This window comes from Thermoactinomyces sp. CICC 10522, assembly GCF_016055075.1.
GTDB classification, from domain to species: domain Bacteria; phylum Bacillota; class Bacilli; order Thermoactinomycetales; family Thermoactinomycetaceae; genus Thermoactinomyces_A; species Thermoactinomyces_A daqus.
In genome coordinates, this window is the sequence record NZ_JAECVY010000002.1 from 424,212 (window position 1) to 436,429 (window position 12,218).

Here is a 12,218-nt window from a genome sequence, read left to right on the forward strand (position 1 = left end):
GCTAGTTATGGCCGGTTGATCGCATAAGTATTCGGATGGAAGGCAACTGACAGGGAAGGCACACCGGGTTTGGCGGGATCAAAATGCCCGCTTCAATACGTCAGCCACTTTTTGCACCAAATGATTGGCCTGATCAAGCACTTTCGTCATGTTGAAAAATCCGTGAATCATCCCTTCGTACCGGCAAAGCTCCACAGGTACCCCGGCTTCCTCCAACCGGCTGGCATACGCTTCTCCTTCGTCGCGAAGCGGATCGTATTCCGCAGTCACCACCAGGGCTGGAGGCAGGCCGCTTAAATCTTCGGCCAGCATGGGTGAGACATGGATATCGAATCGATCTGCCTCTGTCCGCAGATATTGACGGCCAAAATACAACATATCTTCTTCCGTAAGGAAAAGGCCTTTTCCAAACTCATAATAGGACGGATAGTTTTTCGACACATCGGTGACCGGATAGATCAAAACCTGAAAACACAACGCCGGTTCTTTCTTTTCGCGGGCCATGAGCGCGACGACAGCCGCGATATTGCCCCCGGCACTGTCTCCGCCAACCGCGATTCTCCGCGGGTCCCCGCTGAAAGAGGCAGCATTTTCGGCAACCCACTTGGTCGCAAGGTAACCATCTTCCACCGCCGTCGGAAATTTATGTTCCGGAGCGAGTCGATAATCGACAGAGACGACCACGCAGTTCGCCCGGTTGGTAATGGTGCGAAGGGGAGAATCAAGCGTGTCCAGATCCCCCAATACCCATCCCCCTCCGTGGAAATAGACAAAAACCGGAAAAGGTCCCTCACCCGAGGGGGTATAGATGCGGATGTCGATTTCGCCGCCCTTTACCGGAATCCGGCGATCCTCCACCTTGGCGACCGCTTCCGGAGGTGCAGCAAAATGCTTCACGCTGTTGCGAAACAAATTTCGGCTTTCTTCAGGAGCCAGTTCATGAATGGCAGGCCCTTCCATCTTTCCCAATTGCTCAAGCAATTGCTTTACCTGCGGATCCAGAGCCATTTTTTTAACCTCCGTTCACCGTTCAATTTACATCCTTTCGCCATCGAAACACAAAACCATCCTGATTTGTTGGCGGGGCATAACCCGACATCCCATGACCATTTCACAAAAAAAGGATGCTGCAACTTTTGCGCTTCCTTTTTCGTCCCTTAAAAAAGGGGATTTTCCCCCTTATTTATTTTATCATTGAGATCGGTTGTTTTGCGCTTATTTCCTTCAAACTTGTGGAATACTTTGTTCAAACCTTTCCTCGTGTCAGGATAAAAATTGGCTGTGGAGGCATTTATGGAAGGTCATCATTCACTTATTTCCCTCATGATTGTAGTCATCGCCGCCTTTATCGTCCCGATCGTGTTGCACCGCCTCAAATGGAATTTTATCCCTGTGGTTGTCGCGGAAATCGTGGTCGGTCTCGTTTTGGGCAAAAGCGGATTTTCCATAATCAATCAGGATAACTGGCTGGAATTATTATCAATGCTGGGGATTATTTATCTGATGTTTCTCAGCGGCCTGGAGATCGATTTCAATATGATCTTCCAGTCAAGAAAAAAGGAAAAAGGAGCACCCAATCCGCTGGCAATCGGATTCATCAGTTTTTTGAGCATCATGCTGCTGGCATTTGGGTTATCGATCAGTTTTTACGTGTTCGGGCTGGTCAAGGCACCCTTTTTTATGACTCTCATCATCTCCACCATTTCGCTCAGCGTAACCCTGCCGGTCATCAAAGATAAGGGAATTGCCCGCAACACCCTGGGGCAATCCATTCTGGTCACTGCCGTGATCGCTGATTTTTTAACGATGATCTTGCTGGCTGTTTATGTATCGCTTCGATCTCCGTCCGGATTTAAAAGCATCCTGTTGCTGATGTCGCTCTTCGTCATCTTTTTTGTGGTCTACCGTTTGATCCACACCTTGAAACCGGCCAACCTGACAGAAAAAATCTCAAAAGAAACGATTTCCATCGGAACGCGGGGCGTTTTTGCCCTCATTCTGTTTTTTGTCGCTCTTTCGGAAACCGTTGGAGCCGAAAACATTCTCGGCGCTTTTTTGGCCGGGATGATCGTCTCCCTGTTATCTCCCAAAAAATCTTTTGTCAACCAATTAACGGCCTTTGGATTTGGTTTTTTAATTCCCATCTTTTTTGTGATGGTAGGGGCCAAACTCGATTTAATCAGTCTGATTAAAGATCCGAAAGCCCTGATTACGTTTCCGCTTCTTCTGTTATCCTTTTACCTGTCCAAAGTGCTGGTCGTGTTTATCTTCCGCCGCTGGTTTGATTGGCACAGCTCCATCGGCTCCGGCTTTTTGCTGACATCCACCTTAAGCCTGGTTATCGCCGGAGCGGCAGTCGGGATGGACCTCCAGATCATCACCAATACCATGAATACGGCATTGGTTCTGGCCGCGGTCGTCACAGCGATTTTGTCCCCCATTCTCTTTCAGCGGATCATCCCGGATGCAGAAGAGAAACAGACAGCCTCGGTCGCATTGGTCGGCATTAATGCCGTCACCCTGAAACTGTCCCACGATCTTCATGAAGACGGTTATGATGTGACGCTGTACGGACCAGACAAATCCAATTTGGAACATATGAATGACCGGCCGTTTAAAATCTGCGAAATGCCGGTTGCCGATCCCGAGCATCTCGATGAGCAAAAAGTGTTTGATAAAGACATTGTGATCGCTTTTACTTCAGATGACCGGCGAAACGTCGATATTGCGATGGCAGCGGAGAAAAAGGGCGTCAAACAAGTGATCGCACGCGTGGAAGACCCGAAATTGCAACAGCCGGCGAAGGATTCGCGCATTCAGTTCACCTCCGCCTTCTTCTCCAACACAACCCTGGTCAAAGCGATGATCGAGTATCCGTCCCTGTTCCGCCTGGTAACGGATGATGCGGGATATTTGATGGAAATCCCCCTGGCCAACCAGCGATACCATCTGACGCGCGTCCGCGATCTGCCCTTTCTCGGAGACACCCTCATCATCCGCATCTTTCGCGGAAATGAGGCGATCATCCCTCACGGGGACACTTTGCTGCAGGTCGGGGACCGCTTGATCATCAGCGGAAGCCCGGAATATGTACACAAGCTAAACCACATGCTTCAGTAAAGATGCCTTTGGAAAAATTGCGAGGTTTGCAGGGGAACGGGGCCCTGAACAACCAAAAAGACCCTTCTCCCGGCTTGTGAAGCTGTTCAGGAAGGAAATGAAAAACCGCTTCTGAAAATGCGGATCCAGAAGCGGTTTTTCATTATTAGGTATTTTTTTCTGTCCCGTTTGGTTTCAACTGTTCAAAAGAGTCGATGATGAGTGCTTCAATTCGTTTTCCCCGATCGCGCAAATCCTCTTCATTTACCCGGAAGCGGATCTTGCGCTCATCCAGGTCGAGCATATCGTCGACCATACTTTTAAGTCCCTTCCTTTTCTGATCCAATTCAAGTTCAAAAAGGTTTTTATGCAAATATTCGAGCGAAAATTCGGTGCAATAAGGGCGGTAACGTTCCGGAATGCGCAAACGGTAAAAACGGGCCGGGTCGCGATCAATGCCCAGGCGTTCCAGAACCTCGTTCACCAATTTCCTCTCTGCCACCCCCAGTTCCTTCTCAAAAAGCGCTTTCATCCTTTCTCCGCCTTCCTCGTGATCACTCGCTGAGATGTTAAGCATCCGGCTGTTCCGGCCGAGGAAGCATTTGATTTCACCGTTCCCTTTCCACAGGAGTGACACCGTGGCCGAAACCAGCCCGCCTGATTCAAGCGAAATCGATTGGTAATATGGAAAAGCGGGCGCAGTCGAACCAAAGGGAACCATCGGCCCGCTCATTTTGACCACTTTCATGCCCAAGGATTCCAGAATATCGAGCAATAATTGCAAATCGCGATGGGGCAGAATCGTGACCTCGTCATTATCGTGCGGATTGATGGCAAAGGGAATGTCCAAATCGGTGATTAAATTGGTACAAAATCCTTCCCGGAGATAATCGTGAAAAGTACAAGGCATCGTCTCCGGCACTTCAAGCTGAAAGGGGATCACTTTTTCTTCCTGCGGCCGGATCGTTCCGATCGGTCCGATTTTCACCTGTTTCCATGTATGTTTAACCGATTTTTTATGGTCATAGCGATATTCGCACACCAGGGTTAATGTGGCATTATTGATTTTCTGCTCGCTTTTCCCGCCGACGAGACGGAGTTGTCCGCCTACCTTTTCCCCCTGGCGCAATTCTTTTTTCTCCAATATGGTGTCGACAATGGTTCCGCCGATGTTCAAACTGGCTAATATCTTCCCAAACATCTTTTTCGTCTCCTTCTGTCATATTGCCCTGTTTTCTTTTCGCTTGTTCTTTCACATTTCCTTCATTTGAAACCGAAAAATACAGAAAACCCCGGACCAGGCTCCCGAGGTTTCCCTCACCTTCCCGCTTCCGGGGGCAACCGAAATGACAAGAGTTTTTTCTACGATTCCCCCTGACAGCACTCCTTCACCTTGGCGTCGAGATCCGCTTCGGCTTTCGCCAGCCTCTGCCGCTCCTGCATCAATTTCGCTTTCTCCGACTCCCAAATCCGCTCGCGCTTCCTGATCATTTCCGTCACCACTTGGGGTGCAGGCCCGCCAGTGCGATCTCTCCTATTGACAAAATACTCAGGATCGGCGATTTTGCCCCACATTTTCTCATCCAAATGCAGTGCTTTCCCCGTCACCTTAAGCGCTGCATCGTTCACCCACCCCACCGGAACCTGAGCGAGCCCGAGTTGGGACGAAGATGCCTTGGCAGCGACAAACGCTCTTGACGCCTAAGAACCGATTGGAGACAAACATGACCAGCGCGATCAACAAAATCTGATATACCGCATAAGCGGAAGCCTGACCCAGGTTAAACATGCGCAACTGATTCATGATCTCGATCGAGATCGGCCGATTATCGATGGTATAGAGAAGAACGGAAGAAACAAATTCACCGACAGCCGTCACAAAAGCCAGCAATGCACCGGCCATCATCCCGGGAAGCACCAGCGGCAAGATCACGCGGCGAAAAGCGGTAAACCATCCAGCCCCGAGATTTCGGGCCGCCTCCTCCAGCGAGTCGTCCAGTTGGGCAAACGCCGCACTGGTCGGCCGCACGACCAAGGGAATATGACGGATAAAATAAGCGAGCGGCAAAATCCAAAAAGTCCCGACCAAAACATGGCCAAATCCGAAAAAAGCAGGGACATTAAAGGCAAAAATCAGGTTCATCGCCACGACCGTCGCCGGCAATGCCCAAGGCAGCATCACGAGAATATCCAGCAGGTTTTTGCCGCGAAATTTCCGTTTCACCAACAGGTACGCCGTCAAAACGCCGAACAGGAGATTGCCGGCCGTGGCCAGAGCGGCCATCCACAAACTGTTGCGGATCGGTTCCCAAATCGAGGGATCTTTCATGAGCAGAATGTAATTTTCCAAGCTGAATTCCGTCGGATATGTCTGATATGTCCACGTCCCTTCCGGCACAAATGACAGCAGGATCAGGGTGAAATGCGGCAGCAACAGCACCGCCACCATGAGGATGCCCAAAAAGACCAGCAGCCATTTGACATAAGGATTGCGCACTTCCCTCCGCCGCCCGCTCACCCCTTTTTCCGATATATGATAATCCCGCCGTCCCTGATGCCACCGCATAAACAGCAAAAAGGAAATCGAGACGACGGACAAGATCACCGACTGGACAGCCGCCATCTGCATATCCCCGTTCAATTTGGAAAAATAGATCTGCAGGCTGAGCACGCGGTATCCACCAGCCAGCAGAAAAGGGGCGGAAAAGGAAGCCATCGAGGTCATAAACACGAGCAGGGACGCGGCAATCAGCGACGGGGTGAGCAGCGGCAGGGTGATCTTGCGAAACACGGTCCACGGCCCGGCCCCCAGATTGACGGCAGCCTCTTCAACAGACGGATTCAACCCCTGAAGCGCCGATGAAACCGTCAGATAAAAATAAACATACATGGTGTAAGTGTGAACAAGCAAGATTCCCGGCACACCCGACAGCGTAAACGGCGGTGTGCTGAGCCCGAGCAAATGCTGCACGGTCCGTGTCACCAGACCTGATTCCCCATACAGAAAAAGAAAAGACATTACCCCCACCAAAGACGGCAAAACCATGGGCATCACGGCCGCCATCTGAAACAGGCGCCTCCCGGGAAAATCGTACCGGTGGAAGATCAGCGCCAGAGGAACCCCGATCAATGCGCTGAAAATCACGCTTAGCAGAGACAGATAGACGCTGTTCCACAACGCTTCCAAATTGGACAGGCTGTCGCCGGTGAAAAAACGGCGGTATAACTCAAATCCCCAGTGACCGTTAAACCGGATGCTGTTCACAAAAGTTTGCCATGTCGGATAGAGTACATAACCGATCAGCACAAACAGAACCGGCAGCAATAAAATCCAGGTGGTTCGATTCCGCCAAACATGCCGCAGCACAATCTCCGCTTTTCTCCTCATTCCTCCTCTCCCCTTTGGGCAAACAGTCGCAATCGTTCTGCGGGAAAGTGAAAGAACAGCGCCTCCCCTTCTTTCATTCCCTGAAAGCGGTGATTGAGGATCAACGAACGCAAGCGGGTTCCATCCTCCGCTTTCGCCGTGCAGTGAATGGAAAAACCCATAAACTGAATCAGCTCCGTCGTTACGGAAATCGTATTGCTCCCGGGCCCGGTTACGATTTCCACCGCTTCCGGGCGAATCGACAGCCACATGGTTTCCCCGACCGCCGCCTCCCCTTCCACCGCCGTTACGGGCACTTCAAACAGGGCGGAGGCAGCGCAAACCAAAACCGAATCACCTTCCCGTTTGAGCACAGTCGCAGGCAAGAGATTGGTCTCACCGACGAAAGAAGCGACAAACGCATTCTTCGGGGATTGGTAAATTTCCTCCGGGGTTCCTACCTGTTGACATGTTCCTCTCTGAAAAACGGCAATGCGGTCGCTCATCGTGAGCGCTTCTGTCTGATCATGAGTCACATAGACGGTCGTGATGCCGAACGAGCGGTGCAGCGCCAAAATCTCCGACCGCATCTCCTCCCGCAAACGTGCATCCAAATTGCTCAAGGGTTCATCCAGCAGCAGGATGCTCGGCCGAATCACCAGGGCACGGGCCAGCGCCACCCGTTGCTGCTGCCCGCCGCTGAGTTCGGATATTTTGCGATCTTCAAAACCCTCCAAGCGTACGCGCTGCAAAATGTCTTTCACCCGTTTTGTTCGTTCCGGTTTGGAAAGTTTGCGGACAGTAAGCCCAAAGGCCACATTTTCCATCACCGTCATATGTGGAAACAAAGCGTAATTTTGAAAAACCATTCCCGTATTGCGCTTATGCGGCGGGACGGAAGTGATCTCCCGTTCTCCCAGAAAAATCCTCCCTTCACTCGGGAAGGTAAAACCGGCAATCATGCGCAGGGTCGTTGTTTTCCCGCAGCCACTGGGACCGAGCAAAGTAAAAAATTCTCCGTTCCTGATCTCCAGATTCAAGTTTGCCACTCCGATGACATCCTGAAAGCGCTTGGTAATCGCTTCAAAGCGAACACTGCTCATGGCTGCCTCCCATCCGGATTTCGGCACTGTTATTTTGATTTGTTTTTGATATTCTGTTCCCAGTAATTCATCCACTCTTGTTCTTTTGCCTGCACAAGTTTGAAATCAAGATCCATCGGCGTAATCTTGCTATCCTTGATCCACTCCGGCAATCCGGTCACGTCCGTGCGTGTCGGAATGCGATAATATTGTTCCGCCAAGTATCTCATCGACTCCTGCGTATTGACAAATTCATAAAAAGCCTCAGCGGCCTTTGGATGTTTTGCTCCCTTTATAATGGCGATTCCTTCAGTCAGAACAGGGGTTCCGCTTTTGGGAATCACGTAATCAAACGGGTAATGTTTCTTTTCCTTCAGCATCACGGTATCCGGCATATCCCACACCGTAATGACTCCCTCACCGCGTGCGATCTGGTTGTACATAATTTCCGGATTGGCCGCATAGGAATGGGTATTGGCATCGAGTTTTCTCAGCCATTCATAGCCCTTTTGCGGGCTGTGATCCTGTTGCTCGAAACGATAAATCATCGCACTGAAAATGGTGCGCATCGTCCCTGAGGCAAGCGGATAGCGGATAATGATTTTCCCTTTCCACTTGGGGTCGAGCAGGTCATCCCAGTCCTTCGGAGCTTCGGAAGGAGAAACCTTCTGTGAATTGTACATGATCACTTCCGGGGTTTGACTGGTTCCTGTCCAACTGTCATCCACAGCACGGAATTGCCTGGGCAACGCCTTGCTGTAAGAGGGATGATAGGGTTGAAGCAATCCTTCCTCCCTTGCCTTTTCAAACATGACCGACGGCGCTCCCCACCACACGTCCGCTTGTGGATTTTCCCTTTCCGACCGAACGCGGTCCAAAATCTCCTGCGAACCGATATCCAGCCACTCTACATCGACATGGGGATGCGCTTGTTCAAACCGTTTTTCAAACTCCTGCAAGATCTCTTTGCCGTGGGGAGAGTAGACGACAACCTTTTCTTCCAAACCGCCTTTGTCGGCGGACGGAGGCGTGGTGGCCAAACAACCGGTCACAAACAGAAAAACGAGGGCACCGCTCAGCCAACAGCGCCATCTTTTCTTCATCAAACCCCTCCTTTTTCCTCCTTCATCATCCGCCAAAAACTTCCTCTCTACTTATATTACACAAAAATACGATAATTATGAAATAAAATACTAGTCAATCAATTGTCGTGTTGGCTCAATCGCCTTTATGATCGATTTCCATTCTCTTTCTTTCTCTTCATTTCTTCGATTCCCGAATTTGAAAACGAAAACCGGCTTCTGGTTAAATAAATATACAGATAAAAATAAACTTTCATTCCATTTCACAAAATAAAGATCAAGAAAACTGCTTTCACAACATCCCGGGTCAGGCAACCAATTTTAATCCGAGGAGGAAAAAGCATGAAAATGTCACGCAAGCGGGTTTTGATCGCTCTGCTGCTCGTTTTCGTTCTGTTATTCCCCTTGGCCTCCCCCTCACGCTCCGTCGCGTTTTCCACTGCATCCGAACCGGATCAGGAACTGTGGAAAGCACTGCGTCCGCTCGACACCATCGTCAACTTTATGAACACCGGCGCTCACCCCGATGATGAGAACAGCGCTCTGCTCGCTTATCTGTCATTGGGTAAAGGGGTACGGACGATCAGTGTCCTGGCCAACCGCGGCGAAGGCGGTCAAAACGAGATCGGACCCGAACTCGGAAATGCACTGGGAATTATTCGCAGCCGCGAATTGCAGGAAGCCGCCAAAGTGCTGGATGTTCATCTGTTCATGCTGAGTGAAGACTTAAATGACCCGATCTATGACTTCGGTTTTTCCAAATCACCCGAAGAAACCTTGAAAAAATGGGGTGAAACCCTGACGTACGAACGGTTGATCCGCCGGATCCGCCAAGAGCGCCCGGATATTATCATGCCCTCTTTCCGCGATGTCCCGACCGAACACGGCCATCATCGGGCGATCAGCGAACTGACGGTGCGCGCCTTTAAAGATGCCGCCGATCCCAGTGTTTTTCCCGAACAGATCAAAGCCGGGCTGAAACCCTGGCAAGTGAAAAAACTTTATCTGCCGGGAACAGACGGGCACGAAACGCTGCGCTTTAATGTCGGCGGAAAAGTCGATCCGGTATACGGACTCACCTATCCCCAATTGGGAGAGGAATCACGCAAAAAACACAAAAGCCAGGGGATGGGGCGCGACCTGCCCGTGGCTGACCAGTATATCTCCCTGGAATTGATCCGTTCTTCCGTCAGCGCAACCGGACCGGAGACGTCCCTGTTCGATTCACTGCCCTATGATTTTAAAAGTTACGCCAGCCAGGTAAAAGACCCGGCCCTGAAAACGACGTTAACTCATCTGCAAACCCAGTACGAACGAACCCAGAACGCCTATCCGAACAGGCCTGAGGTGACTGCCGCCGCTGTCAAGGCATTAAGCATGACGCGAATGGCCAAGGAATTGGCTGCCCACGCCCCGTTAAATCACGAACAAAAAGATGACCTCTTGTACCGCCTGAACATCAAAGAACAGCAACTGCAACATGTGATCACCATCGCCGCAGGCATCCAAACCCGTGTGACCCTCGACCGCGACGTCTGGACCCCAGGCTCCACCTCCACTGTCAAACTACAGCTGAACAATACCGGAAACAACGCCATTCATCAGGTCCGGATCCACCCCCTGCAACCCGCAGGCGGATGGAAATTCGCAATGAAGCCTTATCGAACCTTTCTCCCTTCCAAAGGAGAAATGACTGTTTCCTTTGCGATGACCGCTCCCGCCAATCCCGAATCGTATTTCCATCCCTATCATCCTCCGGTTCTGCAAGTGGATCTGTCTTACCTGATCGGAGGACAAAAAGTGACCGAGCAAATTACCGCCGATCCGCTGACCTTTACACCCGCCCTGCTGCCGGATTGGGGGATCACACTCACCCCCGAAGCGAGCATTCTGAATACGGAAGCGACACAACCTGAGCAAACGATTGCGATTAAAGTGACCAATTATAAAAACGGCCCCAGCCAGGGAACGATCTCTCTGGACTTGCCAAAAGGCTTCAAGGCAACTCCGGCAAAATGGAACGTGCAATTTGCCAAAGCGGATGAAACCAAAAACTTTACCGTCCGCATTCAGGCCACCGGGCCGTTAAAAGCTCAGCAATACCAGATTCCGGTCACCGCCGCCGTCGGCAACCACAAGTTCCATGCCCAGGTGGAACGCATCTCCTACCCTCACATCGGCACCAGCTACTACATCACCGATGCAGCCATCAAGTTGAATGCCTTTCCTCTCAAACTTGACCCGTCCTTAAACATCGGCTATGTGGACAGCGGCTTTGACGATGTTGCCGAACATTTGCGGCAAGCCGGGTTGCACGTGACAATGCTGACTGAGGATGACCTGAAAAACGGGGATTTAAGCGTATATGATACAATCGTCGTCGGGATTCGCGCTTATCTGTCGCGGGATGACCTGCTGGCCAACAATCAGCGTCTTCTCGATTACGTAAAAAACGGCGGCCATGTGGTCATGCAATACCATAAGCCGACCGACCGCTGGAAACCGGAGCTCGCTCCCTATCCGCTCACACCCGGCGATCCGCCAATCAACTGGCGGGTCACCGATGAAACGGCACCGGTCACCTTTTTAAAACCGGATCATCCCTTGTTGCAATGGCCCAATCCCATCACTTCCGCCGATTTTGACGGCTGGGTGCAAGAGAGGGCAGTCTATTTTCCCTCTGACTGGGACCGGCAGCACTATGTTCCCCTCTTCTCGATGGCCGATCCCGGGGAAAAACCGTTCGACAGCGGGCTGTTAGTGGCCGATTACGGGAAAGGCACCTATCTGTACACCTCCATGGTCTGGTATCGGGAAATCCAGAATCAGGTACCCGGTGCTTACCGGATGTTTGTCAACATGGTCAGTTATCCAAAAGGAAAACACTGACACAGAAAAAAGGGGGTCTCCCGCGCTTCGGGAGACTCCCTTTGTCATGTTTACAACACGGCGGAAAAACACTACTCAATAACCCTGCTCCTTAAAAAACCGCAGCTGCTTTCCGATGGGCAATCCTGCGAGCGGAACCACCACAGGAATCGTTTCAGGAAACAACTCAATTAAAAAAGTGCGATAATCCTCCCCGGCATAAAAAGCAACCAACTCGATCTCTTCCCAGGCGATCGACTGTTTGCGCAGTTGATCGAGCAGTTGAATATGAACGCGCACTGCCCAATCCCGGCGCTGTGACGCACTTAACTGGCGCATCGCCCGGTCAAAAGGGGCAATCATCTGCTTTTCATGCAACAACCCGTAGTGGGCGGAAAGAATATAGACTTGGTCATAATGATCTTTGCAATAGGAAAAAGCTTTGCGAAACAGCGCGGAAGTAAACATTTCGCAGGCGGGGCAGCGAATCTCCCTTTTCATTTTCGAGCAGCTGACAAAAGCGATTTTCATAGAAGAGGATTCCCCTCATCTTTGGTTTTAACGGAGAAAGTACAAGCGCGTCATCGGAGATCAGCCCGGTATTTGTCTCATCAACATTCCCGGAAAAATCGACAGACTAATCCTATTATATATTTATTTTAAAAACAATCACACTTGATGTTCACAATCCGGTCTCAGTCCGGCCGTATGTGTCACAGA

Annotated in this window: 9 protein-coding genes; 2 read left to right on the forward strand and 7 right to left on the reverse strand. The window is 50.8% G+C overall.

Translation table 11 applies throughout. The features are described from left to right. Positions 1 to 78 precede the first annotated feature (78 nt). Positions 79 to 1,008 carry an alpha/beta hydrolase gene (locus I8U18_RS05600; protein ID WP_198064561.1) on the reverse strand — a complete coding sequence of 310 codons (930 nt, stop codon included), beginning with the start codon at positions 1,006 to 1,008 and terminating at the stop codon, positions 79 to 81. A gap of 285 nt (positions 1,009 to 1,293) precedes the next feature. Here I8U18_RS05600 and I8U18_RS05605 point away from each other — a divergent pair, with 285 nt between their 5' ends. Continuing rightward, positions 1,294 to 3,120 (forward strand): monovalent cation:proton antiporter family protein, encoded by a 1,827-nt coding sequence (locus I8U18_RS05605; protein WP_198055055.1) that lies wholly within the window; start codon positions 1,294 to 1,296, stop codon positions 3,118 to 3,120. A 145-nt stretch (positions 3,121 to 3,265) separates the two neighbouring features. Here the strand turns inward: I8U18_RS05605 and I8U18_RS05610 are convergent, their stop codons facing one another. The 5 genes from I8U18_RS05610 to I8U18_RS05630 all read right to left on the reverse strand — a co-directional run bounded on the left by I8U18_RS05610 (position 3,266) and on the right by I8U18_RS05630 (position 8,651). Beyond that, positions 3,266 to 4,300, reverse strand: coding sequence for a sporulation protein (locus tag I8U18_RS05610; RefSeq protein WP_198055056.1), 1,035 nt, complete (start codon positions 4,298 to 4,300; stop codon positions 3,266 to 3,268). A 161-nt stretch (positions 4,301 to 4,461) separates the two neighbouring features. Continuing rightward, a complete protein-coding gene (locus I8U18_RS05615) occupies positions 4,462 to 4,728 on the reverse strand; it encodes a hypothetical protein (RefSeq protein ID WP_198064562.1) in 267 nt (88 codons plus the stop codon). Then, positions 4,709 to 6,487: an ABC transporter permease gene (locus tag I8U18_RS05620; protein WP_198064563.1), complete on the reverse strand. Its 1,779-nt coding sequence runs from the start codon at positions 6,485 to 6,487 to the stop codon at positions 4,709 to 4,711. Before I8U18_RS05620 ends, I8U18_RS05615 begins: the two co-directional genes overlap by 20 nt. Continuing rightward, entirely contained in the window at positions 6,484 to 7,569 is a 1,086-nt protein-coding gene (locus I8U18_RS05625) for an ABC transporter ATP-binding protein (protein WP_033099269.1), read from the reverse strand. The genes I8U18_RS05620 and I8U18_RS05625 overlap by 4 nt, the downstream gene beginning before the upstream one ends. 29 nt (positions 7,570 to 7,598) lie before the next feature. Next, entirely contained in the window at positions 7,599 to 8,651 is a 1,053-nt protein-coding gene (locus tag I8U18_RS05630) for an extracellular solute-binding protein (RefSeq protein WP_198055059.1), read from the reverse strand. Between the two features lie 321 nt (positions 8,652 to 8,972). Here I8U18_RS05630 and I8U18_RS05635 point away from each other — a divergent pair, with 321 nt between their 5' ends. Next, on the forward strand, positions 8,973 to 11,519 hold the full coding sequence (locus I8U18_RS05635) for a PIG-L family deacetylase (RefSeq protein WP_198055060.1): 2,547 nt from the start codon (positions 8,973 to 8,975) through the stop codon (positions 11,517 to 11,519). Positions 11,520 to 11,594: 75 nt separating this feature from the next. On the opposite strand, the gene I8U18_RS05640 is transcribed toward I8U18_RS05635, so the two are convergent. Next, the gene (locus tag I8U18_RS05640; RefSeq protein ID WP_033099271.1) at positions 11,595 to 12,029 is read right to left on the reverse strand and encodes a DUF6884 domain-containing protein; all 435 of its coding nucleotides are present in this window, start codon (positions 12,027 to 12,029) and stop codon (positions 11,595 to 11,597) included. Between the last annotated feature and the right edge of the window lie 189 nt (positions 12,030 to 12,218).

Excerpts from the sequence above, each read along its gene's own strand:
- I8U18_RS05635 (WP_198055060.1), top strand. The coding sequence starts at position 8,973 with ATGAAAATGTCACGCAAGCGGGTTTTGATCGCTCTGCTGCTCGTTTTC.
- I8U18_RS05630 (WP_198055059.1), bottom strand. The coding sequence starts at position 8,651 with ATGAAGAAAAGATGGCGCTGTTGGCTGAGCGGTGCCCTCGTTTTTCTG.
- I8U18_RS05600 (WP_198064561.1), bottom strand. The coding sequence starts at position 1,008 with ATGGCTCTGGATCCGCAGGTAAAGCAATTGCTTGAGCAATTGGGAAAG.
- I8U18_RS05620 (WP_198064563.1), bottom strand. The coding sequence starts at position 6,487 with ATGAGGAGAAAAGCGGAGATTGTGCTGCGGCATGTTTGGCGGAATCGA.
- I8U18_RS05640 (WP_033099271.1), bottom strand. The coding sequence starts at position 12,029 with ATGAAAATCGCTTTTGTCAGCTGCTCGAAAATGAAAAGGGAGATTCGC.
- I8U18_RS05605 (WP_198055055.1), top strand. The coding sequence starts at position 1,294 with ATGGAAGGTCATCATTCACTTATTTCCCTCATGATTGTAGTCATCGCC.
- I8U18_RS05610 (WP_198055056.1), bottom strand. The coding sequence starts at position 4,300 with ATGTTTGGGAAGATATTAGCCAGTTTGAACATCGGCGGAACCATTGTC.
- I8U18_RS05625 (WP_033099269.1), bottom strand. The coding sequence starts at position 7,569 with ATGAGCAGTGTTCGCTTTGAAGCGATTACCAAGCGCTTTCAGGATGTC.